Here is an 18,877-nt window from a genome sequence, read left to right as displayed (position 1 = left end):
CGGCCGTGCTTTGCACCGGCTCATGCCGAGATCAAAGACCGAGCTGCCAGATTTCGGCCGCGATTACATTTCCCTCGTCTGCGATCAGACGCGCCGAGCTCACCCCCTTGAAGCCGGGCAGCCGTTTGGTTCCCGTCCAGCGGCCATCGTCGGCGAAGACTTCGATCGAGCCCGCATCGAGAAAGATCCGGATGGTCGACGGGCGTGCACCGGCGGCGATATAGCGGGGCGATGCCTTGGCATTCGCCACCGAGAAGGGAATGCTCAGCCCCTCGTCGTTCAACTGAACCGCGATCGTCGCATCGGGATGTTCGAGATCGAGGCGGAAAGCGTTGCCGGCTTGTCCGAGGGTGAGCAGGATTTCGACGGAGCCGTTGGCGAGATCGACGGTCTCGCCAACGAGAAGACTTACGGCATCCAGCCGGCGCTGCCGCAGGCTTTCGACGGCTGAGACCGGCGGCGTGATCAGCGCACCGCCTTGCAAAGCCAGCCGGCGCGGCAGGGTCATCGCCGTCGGCATGTCGAGTTCTCTTGATATATCCGTCCAGTTCGCAAGCCAAGCAATGCCGATCGGGCCGGCATCGTCGACGAAGGCCTGGAAAGCATAGGCATCGGTAGCGAAATCCAGTTCCTGTTCGAATTCCACCAGAAACCGCTGGCCATCGAACCGGCCGACGGTGGCAAGCGTCATGTTGCGCCGGCCGGTCACCGGGTCGCGGCTGGTCAGCAGGCCGAAGATCAGGGCCCAGCGCGTCGAAGGATCCTTCGCGGCACCGTCGAGCGGCACCATGCAGGGGCACTCCGCTGCGGTCATCCCGAAGCGGTTTTCGCGGTGAAGCATGCCGAGGAAGGTCCATCCCGCCGCCGCGGCCGGGTCATCCGTCTCATAGAGCAGAATGACGCCGCCCTCACGGTCGCGGGTCCCAAGCAGCATCTTCCACTTCTCGTCCGGTCCCTTAAAGACATAGGGATCGCGGAAATCGGTCGTCAGATCGAGGCCCGCGGGGCGCGCCGGCAGGATCAGCTTGGCCGGCTCGGCGGCCACCAGGTCGCGGCTGGCGGCGGTAAGCTGAACTTGCTCTTCCGGTTTGCGATCCTTCACGTGCTCGGTGAAGAAGATGCGAATGCCGGCTTCCTCGCCGGGGAGCGCGATCGCCGAGCCGGAAAATGCGCCGCCGCGCCCATCGGCCCGTGCGGCAACCTCGTCCGACGGAGGAAGAAACACCGGCAGATGTTTCCAGCGAAGGTAGTCGTCCGAGATCGCATGGCCCCAGTGCATGTTGTTCCAGCGAAGGCTGTGCGGATAATGCTGGTAGAAGAGGTGCAGCCTGCCGTCGAAACGACCAAACCCGTTGGGATCGTTCATCCAGCCGAATGGCGGACGGAAGTGGTAGCCGCCGGAAATCTCGGGTGCGGCGTTGGCAGGCCCGGTGTGAAGCAGCCGGATGCCGTCTTCCAGCACATGGGATTGGGCAAAAGCATAGAGGACCGAGAGTTCGGTCGTGACGGGATCATAGGCGAAAGCGGTCTCCCCGCCTCTTTCCAGCGTCAGCCGCCGGAATTGGAATTCATCGGAATTCGACACGTCGATGGCAGCGAACAGCTCGCCGCCGACGCAGACGCTCAGCCTTCCTGCGGCGCCGCCATGCGACGCCTTGATCCAGGCATGGATCGTGGACCCGGCGGGCAGGACGGCGCTGATCGTCTCCCGCCCCGCGTCATCGGACGGAGAAATCGCTTGGCTTGTCATCAATTCAACCTTTCACGGCAGAGCCGATAAAGGAGCTCACGAACCAGCGCTGGAATGCGAGGTAGAGCCCCAGAATCGGGATCATCATCAAAACGGAGGCCGCCATCGCCCGATCCCAGTAGATGCTGTCCTGCCCGAAGAAAGTGGCGATGGCCACCGCGATCGGCCGGGCATAATCGGTCTGCGTGACGAGGATCGGCCAGAGATACTGGTTCCAGGTCTCGATGCCCATGAGGATCGAGACGGTAGCGAGCGCCGGCAGGCTGAGCGGCAGGAAGATCGAGCGATAGGCCCGGAAAAAGGAGGCGCCGTCGATCTCTGCCGCCTCCAGCAACTCCTTCGGCAGCTGCGCGAAGAACTGGTAGAACAGGAAGATGTAAAGCGGGCTGGCGATCCAGGGCACGATCTGCACCGCGAAGGTATCGGACATACCCGCTCTGGAGACCATGATCACCAGCGGCATGATGATGCTTTCCTGCGGGATCACATAGAGCGCAATCACGATGGACAGAATGACGGCGCGGCCCTTGTGCGATCCCCAGGCGAGAACGAAGCCGGCCATCGAATTGACGATCAGGCCGGAGCAGACCGTGGTGATCAGGATGATCAGCGAGTTGATGAGGTAACGCCCGAAGGCGAGTTCGCCCGAGAGGTGGCCGACTTCGGCATAGTTGGAAAGCGTCGGGTTCGACACCCAGAAGGCCCGGAAGCTGCCCATGTCGGCGAGAATCTGGAACCGGTCGTCCTTGAGGCTCGCGACGACCAGCAGCAGCAAAGGCGAGACGATCACCAATGCGATGATGAAGATGCTGACGGTCTGCACGGTGCGCAGAATCCTGGTGGCTGAGCGGGGCCGTGCGGCGCGGGCCTCAGGGATCGAGAGAGCGAGATCAGACATCGAAGCGCCTCAGGAGCTGGCGCTGGATCAGCGCGATGACGAGAACGATCACGAACAGGATGACCGAGACGGCGGAGGCATAACCCATCTTCTGCTCTTCGAAGCCGGCCCGAACCATGTAGTGCACCACCGTTTCGGTGCTGCTCTTCGGCCCGCCCTGGGTGAGAATGGCGACCTGGGTATAGAGCTTGAAGGCCTGGATGGTGGTGATCACGAGAACGAAGACATGGGTCGGCCTGAGGCCGGGCATGGTCACATGCCAGAAGCGGCGGAAAGCATTGGCGCCGTCGATCTTGGCGGCATCGTAGAGTTCATCGGGAATGCCCTGAAGGCCGGCGAGATAGACGATCATCTGGAAGCCGTAGGCCTGCCAGGCCGAGAGCAGGACGAGCGAAAACATCGCCCATTGCGGATCGCCGAGCCAATCGATCGGCTGGATCGCGCCGCCGGAGAGGAAGCCGAGGATCTGGTTGAAGGGGCCCGTCGGATACTGGAACAGCGTGCCCCAGATGACGCAGACGACGACCATCGAGGTGATCGCCGGCAGGAAGAACATGCCGCGCAACAGATTGCGGAACGGCAGCTTCTGGTGAAGCAGCAGCGCCGTCGCGAAGGCGAGGCCGCATTGTGCCGGGATGATCCAGAAGGTGAAGCGCGAGACGTTCCAAAGGGCCGTCCAGAAGAGATCGTCCTGGAAGATACGGATGAAATTGTTGAACCAGACGAACCGGACGGGCGTCGGCCGCGGCACCAGCGGCTGGTTGGTCATCGCCGTCCAGAAGGACAGAAGGAACGGCACGATCAGAAAGAGGGTCAACAGGATGACGGCCGGCGCCAGCATGGCGGCTTCCTGCATCAGCCGTCCCCTGTCATGGCGGCGCGCCGAGGCCTTTCGAACGACGGTCGAAGATGTCGATTGCTGCAGGACCATATGGCTCCTCCTTTCCCAACCTGACTGCCGGTCCCGCCCGGCGATATCTGCTGGAGACATCGCCGGGCCGCGACCTGGCGGCGATGATGCCTATTGCTCGTCGCCGAATGGCGGATAGCCGTCGTTGTCCTCGATATCCTGGTCGATCTTCTTGGCGGCGGACGCCAGCGCCTCCTTCGGATCGCCGCCATTGAAGGCCTCGTCGACGGCCTGCATGAAGGCGGAGGTGATGGTCGGATAGGCAGGATGCGGCGGGCGGGCGACGGCTGTCTTCGATGCCTGCTCGAAGGCGATCGCCATCGGGCCACCAGGGGCATAGAGCGGAGATTCGGCAGCGAAGCTCTTCAGGCCGGGATAGCCGGACTGGCTGGCGACGTAAGTGCGGAACTCCTTGTCCTTCAGCAGGAAGCTGACGAACTTGCCTGATATATCGGGATGGGCCGACGTCTTGGTGACCGCCCATATCCAGGTGCCGTCGGGGCTCGCGCCCTTGGCGCCGAACTTCGGAAGCGGAAGCACGACGATGTTGTCCTTCATGGCCGCGGCGGCCTCGGCATAGACCCAGTGTCCGCCAAGCGCCAGTGCTGCCGGATTGCCTTCGGCGAAGAACTGGTTGGTCCCGGCCGATTGCGGCACGACCCAGCCGTTCTTGACCCATTCCTGCATCATCGCCAGCGCATCGACGCAGGCGTCGCTATCGAGCGTACCCTCGGATTTCCAGGCCTTGCGGTCGATGAGATCGCAGCCGGCCGATTGCAGGATCGGGCCATAGGCATAGGTGATCCATTCGGTCTTGATGCCGTAGCCGCGGAAGGTGTCGATCGGCCACTTCACGCCGTCGAGTTTCGACAGCTTCTCGAGATAGGTTTCGAACTCCTCCCGGGTCCAGGCATCGTCGACGGATTTCGGGATGCGGGCGCCGATCGCTTCCAGATATTTCTTGTTGCCGTAAAGAACGACCGAGGAGTCGGTCAGGCCGATCGCATAGAGGTCCTTGTCGATCGGGTATGTGCCCTGGGCGATGTTGGACTCCGTCATGTCTTCAAGGACATCCTTGTCGATCAGCGGCTTGATGGGCTGAAGATAGCCCGACCAGACGTAATTGGCGAGGAACGGCGCATCGAGCTCCATCACGTCGGGCAGCTGCTTGGCCATGACGGCGGCACTGAACTTCTCGTTATAGGCATCGTGCGGCGCGTAGATGAACTGGACGTCGACATCGGGGTTGGCGGCCTCGAAGCGCTCGGCGACCTTGCCATAGGCGGCGACAAAACCGGGATCGCCCTGATGCATGACCTGGATGACGGTTTTCTCCGCGGCCTGAGCGCCCATGCCGGATAGTGCCGAGGACAGGACCAGAGACCAAAGTAAACGTTTACCCATTAGAATTCCTCCTCCATTTGAATGTACCTATTTCAATTTATACCGATGCCCGTTCCACCAGCTGGAACGGCAGTTTCTGCACCCCGACCGGAGCCCGGTCTTCGGCAAGCAGGATTTGCGCGGCCTGGCGGCCCATGGCGCGATGGGGAAGCGCCATCGTGGTCAGCGGCGGGTCGAGCCGCGAGGCGATCTCGACCTGGTTGTCGAAACTCGCAACGGCAACGTCGTCGGGAATGGCCGCCCCTTCGCGGCGCAGCGCGGCATAGACCTCCATGGCCACGCGGTCATTGCCGCACAGGATGGCATCGGGGCGCCGAGGACCGTTCATGAGCGCTTGCACATGCGTGGCCACGAGGCTGTGCGCCCGGTCGCTGTAGATCGCCTTGCTGACGGCGGGCAGGACGATGGCGCCGGCTCCGTCGATGCCGGCTTGATCGAGCGCCCGCCGGAAACCGAGTTCCCGGAGTTCGCCGGCGAGCAGCCCCGGCAGATTGATGAAGGCGATGTTGCGGCGGCCGGCATCGATGAGATAGTTGGTAATCTCCAGCGCCGCCCCCGTTTCATCGGGCACCAGCGAGGTGACGCGGTCGTTGGCATCCCGGCAATTGATCATGACGCCGACGACATCGGCAAATTCGCGCGGCAGGTCGACACTCTTGTGATACATCGCGGCATAGGCGATCGCCCGCGGGCGAAAACGTCGCATTTCGTCGAGGATCGAGGCGATGCTCCTGTGGCCGCCAAGCGTCATGGCAAAGACAGCCATGTCGGCGGCGCGCACGGCGCCATCGAGGCCCCTGATGATCTCGGTCGCAAAAGGCGAGGTGATCAGGTCGTCGGCGACAAGGCCGACGAGCGGCATCCAGCCCTGCCGCATGCTGCGCGCGGCGAAGTTGGTGACATAACCGAGCTCCTCAGCAATTTCCTTGATCCGTTGCCGGGTTTCCTCCGACATGCGCGCCGAGCCGCCATGCAGTGCGCCAGACACCGTCTTGACGGAGACACCTGCGCGGATGGCTATGTCGCTGAGTGAGGCGGTCACGGGATCTCTTTGGGTTATCGATTACCCAATTAGATACCGATCGTTTTGCCGGGAGTCAAGTTGGGATGGCGTTGCTGAACGCAAAATGCCTGTTCCCGGAGCTTTGACCGAGCGCTCTGGTCAATTCAACCAGAATTCTTGCGATGTTCGAAAGTGAGAGTTTCGGAAAGCGCGGTACACACGCGTAAAAACCCCGCCGAAGCGGGGTTTTTCCCTTAGGGTTTCCTCAATTGTTGTGTGCAGCGCAGGCTTCGTCCATCGGCGTGGCGTTGCTCGTGCCGCCCTGCGTCTGGAGGTTTGCCGAGTTATCGACCGGGTTGGGGCACTTGGTCTTGTCCATTTTCATCGTGCCGCCGGTCGTGGAACCGGTCGTGGTGGTGTCGGTTGCCATCGGCTTTTTGGCCTTCGTGTCGCTGGTCGCGCCACCACCCTGATCGGCCTGGTTCTTGTCGATGGTGGCCCCGGCCGGCGCCGGGTTGGATTGGGCGAAAGCGGGCGTGGCCATGCCCAGAGCAAAAAGCGAGGCTGCTACGAGTTTCATATGCATTGCGATTTCCTCCTTGGGGAACTTTGCCTTCTTGGCCTATCCACAACAACGACGGCAGGTCATTGTTCCGCCACCGCCGTTGACAAAATAGGCGGTAGGTCCGGAGCCTTCGACCGGAAGATGCAGCAGCGACAAACGTCTGATCGGGTGTGTCAGATCGTCCGGTCGAAGAGCGCCAGCGACCGGGTGTCCTTCAATCGGAAGACCTGGGCAGGCCGGTTGCTCGCCCGGCGCATTTCGCCCTCGATCCGTTCCAGGAAATCGGCTTCGGCGACGCGCTTTCGAAAGGCCGACTTGTCGAGCTTCCGGCCGAGCAGGTGCTCATAGACCGATTGCAGCTCGCTCAATGTGAAGCGGGCCGGCAGCAAGTGGCCGGGCAGGCTCGAATATTCGACCTTGCTGCGGATGCGGCCGAGCGCCTCCTTCAAGAGCGATAGATGGTCGAAGGCAAGCGACAAGCCGACGCCCTCCCCCTCGATTAGCCGCCATTCCGCCTCCCCGGCCATCTCATCCTGCCGTTCGGCGACGTCATCGGCCGAAAGCAGTGCGATATAGACGATGCTGATGCTCCAGCCCCTCGGGTCGCGGCCGCGGCTGCCCCTGGTTTGCAGCTGTTCGAGATAGGGTGTTTCGACCCCGGTCTTTTCCTTCAGCACGCGCCGCGCCGCAGCCTCGAGATCGGCGTCTTCATTGATATGGATCCAGCCGCCGGGCAAGGCCCATTCGCCGGAAAAGGGCGCGTTCGCCCGCCGCACGAGAAGCACGGAGAGGCCGTCCGGCGACAGCGAGAAGATCGCGAGATCGACCGTCGCGATCGGTTTGAAGGCGTCATTGTCGTGCGTTGTCATAATGCGAACATAGCATGCGAAAGTCTTAGTGTAAATCTTCAACTAAGTTAGTTGACATTTATCACTAAGTCATGTTTTCTCCATTTCGACACGAGCAGGGGGCTCGTGCCAGGAACAAGGAAACGGTCATGTTCGGACTGCGCTTCATCAAGACGGAACCTACGCAATACGTCATCCAATATCAAAACGGCACCGCCGTCCGCGAAGGTGCGGGCCTGGCCTTCTGGCATTTCGCGCCATCGAGCTCGCTGGTCCTGGTGCCGACGGCGAGCGTCAACGACCCCTTCATCTTTCCGCTGGTGACGTCGGACTTCCAGGAAGTGACCGTGCAGGGGCAGATCACCTACCGCATCGCCGAGCCGCGCCGCACGGCAGCACTCTTGAACTTCACGCTCGACCGCAAGGGCCGTTATGTCTCGGAAGATCCGCAGAAGCTTTCGACCCGGGTGATCGACCGGGTGCAGGTGGCGATGCGCGCCGAGGTGCAGATGCTGTCGCTGAAGGAAGTTCTCGCTTCCGGCGAGGCGCTCGTCGCCGGCGTGGCGGAAGCGCTCAGGGTACACCCGACGATCGAAGCGCTCGGCCTCGAAATCCTCGGCCTGTCGCTGCTCGCCGTCATGCCGAAGGCCGAGACATCAAAGGCGCTGGAAGCGCAGGCCCGCGAGGCCCTGCTCCGCCAGGCCGACGAGGCCATCTACAGCAGGCGCAATGCCGCGATCGAGCAGGAGCGGACGATCAAGGAAAACGAGATCGCCACTGAGATCATGCTGGAGAACAAGAGGCGCCAGGTGCGCGAGGCGCAGATGGAAGCCGAGCGCGCCGTGCAGGAACGGCAGCTGCAGATCCGGCGGGAGGAGATGGCCGGCAAAATCGCGCTGGAGGAGCAGAACCGCGATCTGGTGACGCTTGCCGCGACCAACGCCAAGGCCGAGGCCGACGCGCAGGCCTATGCGCTGACGGCGATGATGAAATCCTTCGAGCAGGCCGATCCGAAAGTGCTGCAGGCGCTCGCCTCGGTCGGCATGAAGCCCGGCCAGCTGATGGCGCTCGCCTTCCGCGACCTTGCCGACAATGCCACGAAGATCGGCCAGCTCAACGTTTCGCCCGATCTTCTGCGCGAGATATTGCAGCCGCAGGAGGGCAAGGACCGTGCCGGCCTCTGACGAACGCAAGATCATCCTGGTCGTCCGCCCGACCCGCCTCGACGAACTCATCGCCCGGTTCAACACGGTGCAGCAGGCGCAATTCTATGTCGAACATCTCGGCGCCGATTTCAGCGATTACCTCGCCGAGAAGAAGCGCTATGAAACGGCGATCGCCGAGGTCGAGGCCAGCCTGCGCGCGGTCGCCCGCGTGCAGCGACTCGACCGCCGCTACCTCCCGAACTTCGTCTTCGGCCCCGACGATGTCGTCGTCGTGCTCGGCCAGGACGGGCTGGTCGCCAATACGCTGAAATATCTCGACGGTCAGCCGGTGCTTGGCGTCAATCCCGATCCCAAGCGCTGGGACGGCCTGCTGCTTCCCTTCAATCCGAAGAGCCTTCAGAAGGTGATCGGCGAGGCGCTCAGGAACAAGCGGCCGATCAAGCGCGTCAGCATGGCCAAGGCGACGCTGAATACCGGCGCCGTCATCCACGCGGTCAACGATCTCTTCATCGGCCCGCAAAGCCATGTCTCGGCCCGTTATCTCCTGAAGGCCGAGGAGCGCGAGGAGCGCCAGTCCTCCAGCGGCATCATCGTCTCGACAGGCATGGGCTCGACCGGCTGGCTGAAGAGCCTCTATTCCGGCTGGCTCGGAGCCGCAAGCGCCCTCGGCCTCGAACCCAGCGACAGGACGATCGATATGTCGTTTGCCTGGGACGCCGATTACCTGCGCTATTTCGTTCGCGAACCCTTCCCGAGTCGCACCACCGGCGCCAGCATCGTTGCCGGCCTCGTCTCCAATACCCATCCGCTGACCATCGTCTCGGAAATGCCGGAACACGGCGTGATCTTCAGCGACGGCATCGAGGCGGATTTTCTGGAGTTCAACGCCGGGACACGGGCGGTGGTAACCGTCGCGGAAAGGCAGGGGTTGCTGGTGGTTTGAGCGGCGGGGGATCCGATGCAGGGCGATTACGGCCATTGCGACCTCCGCGATATCCCCTATTCTGAGCATATCTCAGCGGGAAATTGGAAAGCTGACACTGCCATGAGCGTTTTCGTTTTGCTGATGGGTTTCCCCGGCGTCGGAAAGCTGACGATCGCGACCGAACTGAGTTCTGTCTTTCCCGCAAAGATCATCGATAATCATTGGTTCAATAATCCGATACTCCGCCTGCTCGATGACGATGGCGCGACACCGCTTCCGAAAGGAATCTGGGAATACACCGGCAGAGTGCGGCAAGCGGTGCTGGATGCGATTGTCGCATACTGCCCTCCCCCGTCGAACTTCATTTTCACCCATGCCTGTATCGACGGCGACGAGCGTAGCGCCCGCACGTATCAGCAGATCTCCGACGCGGCCCGACGGTGCGAGGCATTGCTGGTTCCGATTAGATTGCTTTGCGACGAGGAGGAATTGGCGCGCCGTGTTTCGACGCCGGCGCGTCGCGACCGGCTGAAGTCAATTGACGCGCAAGCCTCCAGAGAGAAATGCAGGCAAGCGCGCGTGCTCGATCCCAAACATCGGTTTACCCTGGACTTGGACGTGACTGCCAAAACCGCAGAGGCCAGCGCAGCAGCAATCCAGCATCACGTTTTGAGCGTTGCCGCCGGCGATTTTGGCCCGCCTTAGAGGAGGTGCTGTTGTCGCACCACAGTTGGCACTCGGTTGGCTCGGCTTTTCACTGTCGAGAGAAAAATCTGGAACATAACGCATTGATTTCTCTGCGCCGTATTGCCTTATGGAAGTAATACTATGAATCATTTCCGCTACATCGTGTCCGCATGGAGGGATGCGTGAAATCTCTGCCGAGGGCTGGAACCTTAAATCTCGGGGCGGGTGTGCCGATCTTCGTTCATGCAAGAAGCAACGTTGCGGCGGGTCCTTCGAGGCTTCGCCCTTTGGGCTGCGCGCCTCAGGATGATGAGCGTCGGAGGATGCCGCGCCGGCGCTGACGAGAAGCCTTCACGGGGCCGCCAACACTCAAGTAGTTCCAAGATCCCGCAAGCGCTCAAGAGAGCCTCATCCTGAGGCGCGGAAGACGAAGGCTGGAGCCTCGAAGGGCGAGGCGGGTGCACCTAGATCGGAACAGTGCGGTCAAACCCGGGCAAGGCGCCCCTTCGATCAGCGTTCAATTGCCCCACGGCTGGTCATCTACGGTAGCGGCCGGCGAAACCAATCCGCGCTGTGCGTGCTCGATGTCGTCAGGCAGATGGAGCCACTCGTGCTTGGACTGTTCGAAGACGGACACCGAGGCCGCAGGAAACGTCGGGTCCGCAAAGGCGCCGACGGCGACGACGCAGAGGTTCGGATTGAAGTCGCCTTCCCAGTATAAGGACGTCCCGCAATTCGGGCAGAAGTGAAACCGAACGGTGCGCCCCTGCGCCGCGTCGCGCACGAAAACCTTCCGCTCTCCCTCAATCGTCACCTCGGATTTCTCGAAGATCGCGCCGCTGCCCGCCACGGCGCCCGTTCGGCGCTGGCAATCACGGCAGTGGCATAGGCTCACCATCAGCGGGTCGCCTGAGGTCTTCGCGCGGAGCGATCCGCAGTGGCATTGTGCAAGTCTTTCCATGTCCAATCTCGCTTGCTTTGCTGTTGGTCCTGTCGAATGTCCGAGGAGCATTCGATGAGAGATGCGGGGGTAAGGAACGGAGCGACGATGAGAGCCTCAGCTTGAAGTGCCTCGAAGGATGAGGAGGAGGTGTCGGCATTTTTCGGGAGGGCAGAAGCCCGGCGCGGGGGGGGGAGATGCGCCGGGCTTCGATAGTGACCGACAGCCTGGGAGGAGAAGTGCTGCCCGTCGGGCCGAAGCCGCTTAGGAGGGTGCAGCGCTTCAGCTCATCATGAGTTAGTGACCCAATGCGGCAAATTCAAGCCGGGCGGTTGCGTCGATATTGCGCAGATGTAAATGCGGGCGAGAGGCGGGCTGCGTGCGGCAAATGCCGTCAGGTCTCGGGTGACCCGCGTGAATATATGATCGTTGTCCGTGGACAACGAAGCTCGGTCGCTAGTTGAATCCGTCATGTGATAGACATCGTGAATAAGCATAGACCGGCGAAGCGCGGCCCTTGAGGGTGGCGGATTTGAAGGCTAGAATCTGAGTCTGGGGGCCCATTCCAAACCTTCTGCCGGGTTGAAGGGCGCTTGGAGTTTATCGACGGCCATGTTCACCGCGGTCGAAGCGTAATCGGCAGACTTCGACCAAGAACATTGGATCGTCCTATGCTCCATCCATCGATGAGATTCTCGCCTTCGAATGTCGCCGCTTTGAAGAAAGCTCTGCGGCGGCAATATCCCCACATTAAGTCGTCGCACCTCGATGAAGCCATCGCCGCATCTTTTGGCTTCAACTCCTATGCAGCCATGCGTCCGACGCTGCATCAACTCAGCGCCTATGCGAGACTGGTCGTCGTGACCGACCATCTGCTTATGCTGCTTCGGCTGGAAGAGCTTGGATATCGGAACCTTCCCCGGGAGGTGCTGCATCGCCTCCTCTGGAATATTGAATTCCCCGATGAGAGATACGACAGCGCGGTGGAAGAAATCATCCAGGCCCGCAGGCGGCCGGCGGCTGCTAACGCGGAATAGCTGCGGGCGTCGACTGCCGGCGGCGGAAATTCGCCGTGAGAGTCAAGGTGACCGACTCCGGCGGTTGTCCGCGGACAACTCGAAGCTCTGCGCCGTCGTTGCCGCCGACACGCCCGTCTGCTTGGCGATGTGCTTGCCTGTCAGCCGCTGTCAGCGCAACACTGCAATCTCGCCGGCAATGTTGGTCGCGGTGCGTCTCGGACTTCTCCTCGGCCGCGACGACCGGTCCGCCATGCCGGCGGTGCCATCCGCCAGAAAACGCGCCGTCCAACGAGCGACCACCTTCGACGTCACCCCCATATATCCTCACAGCATCGGCTTTGGAGCAAGCGCCCTCAAGAACGGCGCGTGCCATCTCCTCTCGACGCCCCGGTGTCAAACGGGCATTCTTGTGAATGTTCATTCGGTCCTCCGAGAATCACTGAAGCTTGGCAACCTCAGCTTTCTCGACCAGGACAGAATGGACAACCTCCTGAAAGCTCACATCGAGAGCTTTTCCGGGTTAGATTGAAGCATTCTGTTGGCTCAAGCGGAGCCGGCCGGTCGATCAGCCGGCCCGTTTCAGTCAGCCTCCCGCAGATTCTTCAGGCAAATCTGCAAGACTTGGGAATCGTAGGACGCACTGATTGCTTCGCCGCGGCGAAGCGGCGGGTCCGGTGGGCCGGGCATCTCTAGCCAGGATCAGAGGCGATCGGCTCGGACGTACCTTGGGGTATGCCCGTCGCCAATCGCCTCTGCCCTGACGAAAACCTGCTCCGGCAGAATGCTTCAATCTAACCAGGAAGGGCTCCAGGGGAGGTCGGAGCGAGAGTGTGGCATTCCCGCCAAGCGTCGTCATCAGCGCGGCATTCCTAGTCTCCCTGATCTTTGTATGTTGGGGATCTGTGGATTGAGCGGTGTGACACGAGCGTCATCCTCGGTTTGAACCCGTGCCTCACGAGCGTCTCCGTTGCATCCTCTCCGCTGGAACGATTGGCTGGGCTTCGAGCCGACGAAGCGAGGAGGCGCGGGCATGCATGCCCCTCAAGCTTTCGTGGTTGCCATCGATCCTCAAAGGCGCAACTCGACGTGGCCGTCGGTGGCAAGGGCGCGGTTGTCCGCTTCCGCAACGATGCGCCAGGCTGCGCTGGGGTTGGCTGCGAGCGGGCGAGCCGGACTGCCTTTGGCGGACTTCATCAGGCGCGGATCGGCGAACGATGGCGCTTGACCGCTCCGTTGTCCGCGGGCAACCGGTTCGCCCACAGGGGGAGAGCCTGCATGAAATTCCTGCCAGTTGGGATCGAGAGTGCCGATCGAGCCGGCGCGGAAGGCCGTGTTGCTCCCTCCGGCAGCCGATTTCTTCTGCTCATGTCCGGTTCGGCATTTCCAACCTCCGTCGTTCTGAGGTGCGAGCGCTAAAAGGACGAGGCCTCAAGCACGCTTCAGTGCTGCTTCTTGCATCGATCCGCCCACGGCGTGCCACCTCGCCCCGTGAAGTTCGGCCTCCAGCCTCCGCACTTCAGAGTGAGGCTCCTTGAGCGATGGCGATGCTAGCGTACCCGCCTCGTCCTTCGAGGCCCCGGGCGCGCTCGGGATCAGGCTCTCTTAAGCGTTTTGGCGTTGGCTATTAACCGCAGCAGCCTTCATTCTGCTGCTGCGATATTCTCCCTGCCTGCGAGGAGAAGGGAACAAGCCGCAAGCTGTCCCTTCCCCGCGGCGAGGGGCAATCGCGGCAACCTCCAGCGTCCCTCATCCTGAGGCCGGAGCCTCGAAGGACACGCCGCAGCATTACTTCTTGCATCCTTCCAGTCTCGGCGCACCCGTCTAGCTTTCGAGGCCCCTTCCGGGAGATCAGGGCGAGGTTTCCTGGAAGCTAGCGCTGGCGCTCCCGGCGCAGACGAGTTTTGTTCGAGCCATGTTTTAGGTCCGAGTCATCGAGCGACGTTGGCGGGATAGTTGGTTGTCCGCGGGCAACCGGGTGTGCTCGCAGGGGCGTGGAGGATGTTCCGTCCTCTGGAACGGTGTCCCGGGGATTGCCGAGGCCGCGCATCTGATATCTGTCGGGGAGGGCGTCGGTCCGAGTTCGATGCAGGACTTCGAGAGGGGTGAATTCCGGAGAAGGCGCGCTTCGCCCGCGCGTAGCGGCGTCGGCTGCTGTCTGCTGTGTTGATCTAGACGTGAGGCGAAGCTGACGCTTTGTCCATCATCGCTCCGATCGAGTCGCGCGGTTCCGGCCTCGTCGATGCACGCTTGTGGGCCTCGCCGAACGGGACGCCGGTTCATCAATCGGATCCAATGTTTGTTGTGGATGACAAGTCAAGTCTTGCCGGCCGCTGCCGCTGGGCCCATTGGTGAAGGCGGAGTTGCTTGGCGGATTTGTCGCGCAGCTGTTTCGTGTGATGCCTGAAGACCGACGATGATAGCAGGCGGAATTCCAGCAGAGTTGCGCTCATAAACGGTTTCAGCGCTCCAATGTGACGCCGTAAACGGCCGTCAAGCGATCGCTATCGGCGACCCGGTCAAGAAATCGGCGTAGCAGTAACGAAACTAAACTTCGCTTTCGGTTCCGTAGCGCGAAACGAATCCAACAAAATCATCGGCTTATAATCTTTGAACCTGTGGCGGATCCCGGCCTTTCTCAGCGCGCCGGACCCCTTCCCTCTTCGGAATCTTCGCCAGGAAGCAACGGCTTGCATCCTTTAGCGACACTCGGGCGTTATCCACGCAGCAAATCGGAGGATAAGGTAATGGCAGACGGGCTTCACCTCAAGAGGTTCCCCACCGCCGCTCTGATAACGGCCGCTGCGGTCGGCGCGCTCGTGTTGTTGGAAGCGCGGCAGCAAGCTTCGATGGCTCCCGGGAAACCCGACCGGGTCGGTGACGATCATGGGCGCAGCGCCGCCGTGCCTGAGGCGATTCCGATTAGCGGCCTTCGCGACGTGTTCTGGCGTGTCTATCATGAAGTGCTGGATGACCGGATCATGCTGATTGCCGCCGGCGTGACCTTCTATCTGCTGCTCGCGCTGTTTCCCGCTTTGGCGGCACTCGTCTCTCTCTACGGGCTGGTTGCCGATCCGGTCACGATATCAGAACATCTGCGGGAGCTCGCCGGCCTCCTGCCGCCCGGCGCCTTTGATCTCATCGCCGATCAGATCAAGGCGCTGGTCGAAAAGCGCGAGAGCACCCTCGGCATCACCTTCTTCGTCGGCCTTGCCATCGCGCTCTGGAGCACGCATAGCGGCACGCTGGCGATCTTCGACGCGATGAACGTCGCCTATGAGGAGAATGAGAAGCGTGGCTTCCTCCGCCTGAACCTGACCGGCCTCTGCTTCACCTTGTGCGCGATGGTCTTTGCGGTCGTCATGGTGGTGCTCGTCGGCGTCATGCCCGTCATGCTGTCTTATCTCTGGCTCGACCAGTTCAAGGAGCACCTGGCCCTTCTCTTGAGGTGGCCGCTGCTGCTCTTTGTTGTCGCGGTGGCCGTGACATTGGTCTACCGCTTCGGCCCGAGCCGTGAGCCTGCCAGGATCCGATGGATGACATGGGGGGCGGCGCTGACGACGCTCGCCTGGGCCGTCATGTCGATCGGCTTTTCCTTCTACCTCGATCATTTTGCCAATTACAACGCGACCTACGGCACGCTCGGTGCGCTGATCGGCTTCCTCATCTGGATCTGGCTGTCCGTCGTCATTCTCATCGTCGGGGCCGAACTCAACGCCGAGCTCGAGCATCAGACGGCATGCGACACGACGACGGGATATCCGCTGCCGATGGGCGCGCGCGGTGCCTATGTCGCGGACACTTTGGGCGAGACCGTAAACTGACCGTCAAGGAGCATTGTCGATGACTGCTCCTCGGATGTGATTTTGATGTACCGTATCTCTCGGCAGGCTCGATAGAGGAGACGATCATGACCGCCCCGCATCCTTCCAAAACCCATATCGGCAATCACGCTCTGCATCCCGAAACGCAGATGCTGAACTACGGCTACGATCCCGAGCTCTCGGAAGGGGCGGTCAAGCCGCCGGTGTTCCTCACCTCCACCTTCGTCTTCAATTCGGCCGAGGACGGACGCGATTTCTTCGACTATGTCTCCGGCCGGCGCGAGCCGCCGGCGGGCAAGGGCGCCGGCCTCGTTTATTCGCGCTTCAACCATCCCAACAGCGAGATCGTCGAGGACAGGCTTGCCGTCTATGAGCGGACGGAAAGCGGGGCGCTGTTTTCCTCGGGCATGGCGGCGATCGCCACGACCTTGTTCGCCTTCGTCCGGCCGGGTGATGCGATCCTGCATTCGCAGCCGCTCTACGGCGGCACGGAAACCCTGCTGGCGAAGACATTCCTCAATTTCGGCGTCGCCGCCGTCGGCTTTGCCGATGGCGTCAGCGAAGGCTCGGTGCAGAAGGCCGCCGACGAGGCGGTCGCCAAGGGCCGCGTCTCCGTCATCCTGATCGAGACACCTGCCAATCCGACCAACAGCCTGGTCGACGTCGCGATGATCCGGCGTGTGGCCGATGCGATCGGCGCAAAGCAGGGGCACACGCCCATCATCGTCTGCGACAACACCCTGCTCGGGCCGGTGTTCCAGCGGCCGATCGAGCATGGCGCCGATATCTCGCTCTATTCGCTGACCAAATATGTCGGCGGCCATTCCGATCTCATCGCCGGCGCCGTTCTCGGCCGCAAGGCCGTGATCAAGCAGGTCAAGGCGCTGCGCGGGGCGATCGGCACGCAGCTCGATCCGCATTCCTGCTGGATGCTCGGCCGGTCGCTCGAGACGCTGCAGCTGCGCATGGAGCGGGCAAACAGCAACGCGCGGGCCGTCGCCGATTTCCTGCGTGATCACCCGAAGGTCGAGAAGGTTCATTACCTGCCTTACCACGATCCGGAATCGCCATCGGGCCGCACCTTCGCCGCCCAATGCAGCGGCGCCGGCTCGACCTTCTCCTTCGATATCCGCGGCGGCCAGCCGGCCTCGTTCAAATTCCTGAACGCGCTGCAGGTCTTCAAGCTCGCCGTCAGCCTGGGCGGCACGGAATCGCTTGCGAGCCATCCTGCCACGATGACGCATTCCGGCGTGCCCGCCGATGTAAGGGAGCGGATCGGCGTGCTGGAATCGACGATCCGCCTGTCGATCGGCATCGAGCATCCCGATGACCTGATCGCCGATCTGGAACTGGCGCTGCAATCCGCTTGACGGCGCAGGCAGGAAACGATGCCCGGCGGCGCCGGGCATCGAGGGCTGCCTACTTGTCGTCGGTCGTCAGTTCGGTCTCGTCGGAGTTCACCACGAAGACGGCGAGAAGTTTCGCCGGCTCGGTCTTGCTGCCGTTGGCGCTGACGCTGTGATGATCGCCGGGGAATTCGGGAAAGCTTTCGCCGGCTTTGTAAATCTTCACCGGTCCGTCGTTCACCTGGCTTTTGATCGAGCCCTCCAGAACGGTGGCGTAGATGAAGGCCGATTTCGGGTGGGTATGGCCCGGCGATGTACCGCCGGGCTTATATTCGACGAGCACGGCCTTGATGCTCTTGCCGGGAACGTTCGGAAGCTGATGGTCGTAGACGAGGGTTACCTTGGCCTTGTCGCCCGCGGCATAGGCTGCGGTGCAGGCAACAAGGGCAACGGCGAATGCCGCTGCCGAAATTTTTTTTCCTGACATGTCTGGTCTCCTTGGATTGGCGGGAACGGTTGCAGCGAGGGCCGCGAAAGCGGCCCCGGCGATCAGGCGCTCATCTTCTGGGGCGGATGCTGGCGCAGCCAGTCATCGAAGCGGATGCGGCCGAGCCGGGCCTTCGGCCCTGCCACGAGCGAATTGTCCTCAAGCTCGACGCCGAAATAGCGGGCGTGCGGATCGGCCATAATCTGACGCGGATCGTTCGTCGCCTTGAAGAGCCGCGTCACGACCTCGGTGAGGCGGATCTTCTCCGGGCCGCCGATTTCGATCGTGCCGTTGACGGGTGCTGAGAGGGCCACGTCGGCCATGACGTCGGCGACGTCGTCCGAGGCGATCGGCTGCACGTAAGCCGGCGACAGGTGCACCATCTGGCCGACCGCGCCCGCCTGGGCGATGCCCGCCATGAACTCATGAAACTGCGTGGAGTGCACGATGGTGTAGGGAATGCCGGAGCCCTTGATCAGATCCTCCTGGGCTTTCTTGGCGCGCATGTAGCCGCTGTCCTGCAGCCGCTCCATGCCGACGATCGACAGTGCGATGTGATGCTTGACGCCGGCGGCAGCTGCTGCCTTCAGCAGGTTGCGGCCGGAGGTCTGGAAGAATTCCATCACCGCCTTGTCCTCGAAGGAGGGCGAGTTGGCGAGGTCGAGCACCACCTGTGCGCCTGCCAGCGCTTCGGCAAGACCCTTGCCGGTGATCGTATCGACGCCTGAATTCGGCGAAGCGGGCAGCACGTCATGTCCCTTCTTGCGCAATCTTTCCACGGTTTTCGAGCCGATGAGGCCGGTGCCGCCGATAATGACGATTTTCATGGGTAGTCTCCTTGTCCTTTGCGAGGAGTATCCTCTGTTGACTTGAAGGCAGGCGCCGAAACAATGGTCCCGATGAGGCTGGCGAAGGCTTCTGTGGCCGTCCCGCTCGCGATGTCCGGCTTGGCCGGCCAAAACCGACGGCCGCAGAATGCGCCGGATCTTGCCCTCGAGCCATTCTTCGCTAGTCGCTGTCATCCTATGCGAAGGCAGTAGTGCTGCTCGCCTTGCGACCGAGGTAAACGGCCAAACGATGACCGAAGCCCTCGTGCAGATCACGGAAA

Annotated in this window: 17 protein-coding genes and 1 pseudogene; 6 read left to right on the top strand and 12 right to left on the bottom strand. The window is 62.0% G+C overall.

Going from position 1 to position 18,877, the window contains the following annotated elements:
• Positions 1–31 precede the first annotated feature (31 nt).
• The 7 genes from EFD56_RS20205 to EFD56_RS20175 form a co-directional block, all read right to left on the bottom strand.
• A complete protein-coding gene (locus EFD56_RS20205; RefSeq protein ID WP_126906063.1) occupies positions 32–1,750 on the bottom strand; it encodes a GH32 C-terminal domain-containing protein in 1,719 nt (572 codons plus the stop codon).
• A gap of 4 nt (positions 1,751–1,754) precedes the next feature.
• Complete coding sequence (locus tag EFD56_RS20200) at positions 1,755–2,648, bottom strand: carbohydrate ABC transporter permease (protein WP_037139061.1); 894 nt, start codon at positions 2,646–2,648, stop codon at positions 1,755–1,757.
• Positions 2,641–3,579 carry a carbohydrate ABC transporter permease gene (locus EFD56_RS20195; RefSeq protein WP_016735384.1) on the bottom strand — a complete coding sequence of 313 codons (939 nt, stop codon included), beginning with the start codon at positions 3,577–3,579 and terminating at the stop codon, positions 2,641–2,643. Before EFD56_RS20195 ends, EFD56_RS20200 begins: the two co-directional genes overlap by 8 nt.
• 90 nt (positions 3,580–3,669) lie before the next feature.
• On the bottom strand, positions 3,670–4,962 hold the full coding sequence (locus EFD56_RS20190; protein ID WP_126906062.1) for an ABC transporter substrate-binding protein: 1,293 nt from the start codon (positions 4,960–4,962) through the stop codon (positions 3,670–3,672).
• Between the two features lie 37 nt (positions 4,963–4,999).
• The gene (locus EFD56_RS20185; protein WP_126906061.1) at positions 5,000–6,004 is read right to left on the bottom strand and encodes a LacI family DNA-binding transcriptional regulator; all 1,005 of its coding nucleotides are present in this window, start codon (positions 6,002–6,004) and stop codon (positions 5,000–5,002) included.
• 226 nt (positions 6,005–6,230) lie between these two features.
• Entirely contained in the window at positions 6,231–6,551 is a 321-nt protein-coding gene (locus EFD56_RS20180; protein ID WP_126906060.1) for a hypothetical protein, read from the bottom strand.
• Between the two features lie 152 nt (positions 6,552–6,703).
• On the bottom strand, positions 6,704–7,399 hold the full coding sequence (locus EFD56_RS20175) for an NUDIX hydrolase (protein WP_126906059.1): 696 nt from the start codon (positions 7,397–7,399) through the stop codon (positions 6,704–6,706).
• A gap of 128 nt (positions 7,400–7,527) precedes the next feature.
• Here EFD56_RS20175 and EFD56_RS20170 point away from each other — a divergent pair, with 128 nt between their 5' ends.
• From EFD56_RS20170 to EFD56_RS20160, 3 genes are all read left to right on the top strand, one after another.
• Positions 7,528–8,562 carry an SPFH domain-containing protein gene (locus tag EFD56_RS20170; RefSeq protein ID WP_126906058.1) on the top strand — a complete coding sequence of 345 codons (1,035 nt, stop codon included), beginning with the start codon at positions 7,528–7,530 and terminating at the stop codon, positions 8,560–8,562.
• Complete coding sequence (locus tag EFD56_RS20165; RefSeq protein WP_064826311.1) at positions 8,549–9,487, top strand: diacylglycerol kinase catalytic domain-containing protein; 939 nt, start codon at positions 8,549–8,551, stop codon at positions 9,485–9,487. The genes EFD56_RS20170 and EFD56_RS20165 overlap by 14 nt, the downstream gene beginning before the upstream one ends.
• A 102-nt stretch (positions 9,488–9,589) precedes the next feature.
• Complete coding sequence (locus tag EFD56_RS20160; protein WP_206513420.1) at positions 9,590–10,174, top strand: phosphotransferase-like protein; 585 nt, start codon at positions 9,590–9,592, stop codon at positions 10,172–10,174.
• A gap of 499 nt (positions 10,175–10,673) precedes the next feature.
• Here EFD56_RS20160 and EFD56_RS20155 read toward each other — a convergent pair whose 3' ends face one another.
• Positions 10,674–11,117 (bottom strand): GFA family protein, encoded by a 444-nt coding sequence (locus tag EFD56_RS20155; protein ID WP_164736844.1) that lies wholly within the window; start codon positions 11,115–11,117, stop codon positions 10,674–10,676.
• A 650-nt stretch (positions 11,118–11,767) separates the two neighbouring features.
• On the opposite strand from EFD56_RS20155, the gene EFD56_RS20150 reads away from it, so the two are divergent.
• On the top strand, positions 11,768–12,133 hold the full coding sequence (locus EFD56_RS20150) for a hypothetical protein (RefSeq protein WP_010008800.1): 366 nt from the start codon (positions 11,768–11,770) through the stop codon (positions 12,131–12,133).
• Between the two features lie 87 nt (positions 12,134–12,220).
• On the opposite strand, the pseudogene EFD56_RS20145 reads toward EFD56_RS20150, so the two are convergent.
• Both EFD56_RS20145 and EFD56_RS33475 read right to left on the bottom strand, forming a co-directional pair.
• Positions 12,221–12,536, bottom strand: a pseudogene (locus EFD56_RS20145) (leucine zipper domain-containing protein); the annotation flags it as partial.
• Between the two features lie 647 nt (positions 12,537–13,183).
• On the bottom strand, positions 13,184–13,309 hold the full coding sequence (locus tag EFD56_RS33475; RefSeq protein ID WP_281040048.1) for a hypothetical protein: 126 nt from the start codon (positions 13,307–13,309) through the stop codon (positions 13,184–13,186).
• Between the two features lie 1,550 nt (positions 13,310–14,859).
• Between EFD56_RS33475 and EFD56_RS20135 the strand changes: the two genes are divergently transcribed.
• Together EFD56_RS20135 and EFD56_RS20130 are read left to right on the top strand one after the other, a co-directional pair.
• Positions 14,860–15,936 (top strand): YihY/virulence factor BrkB family protein, encoded by a 1,077-nt coding sequence (locus EFD56_RS20135; protein ID WP_126906056.1) that lies wholly within the window; start codon positions 14,860–14,862, stop codon positions 15,934–15,936.
• 86 nt (positions 15,937–16,022) lie between these two features.
• The gene (locus EFD56_RS20130) at positions 16,023–17,306 is read left to right on the top strand and encodes a cystathionine gamma-synthase family protein (protein ID WP_085744417.1); all 1,284 of its coding nucleotides are present in this window, start codon (positions 16,023–16,025) and stop codon (positions 17,304–17,306) included.
• Between the two features lie 49 nt (positions 17,307–17,355).
• Here EFD56_RS20130 and EFD56_RS20125 read toward each other — a convergent pair whose 3' ends face one another.
• Together EFD56_RS20125 and EFD56_RS20120 are read right to left on the bottom strand one after the other, a co-directional pair.
• Complete coding sequence (locus EFD56_RS20125; protein WP_012489617.1) at positions 17,356–17,769, bottom strand: cupin domain-containing protein; 414 nt, start codon at positions 17,767–17,769, stop codon at positions 17,356–17,358.
• Between the two features lie 62 nt (positions 17,770–17,831).
• Positions 17,832–18,596 (bottom strand): SDR family oxidoreductase, encoded by a 765-nt coding sequence (locus tag EFD56_RS20120; protein WP_010009564.1) that lies wholly within the window; start codon positions 18,594–18,596, stop codon positions 17,832–17,834.
• Positions 18,597–18,877 lie beyond the last annotated feature (281 nt).

The sequence above is a fragment of the Rhizobium phaseoli genome (assembly GCF_003985125.1).
GTDB classification, from domain to species: Bacteria; Pseudomonadota; Alphaproteobacteria; order Rhizobiales; family Rhizobiaceae; genus Rhizobium; species Rhizobium phaseoli.
This window is presented reverse-complemented; position numbering and strand designations above follow the sequence as displayed.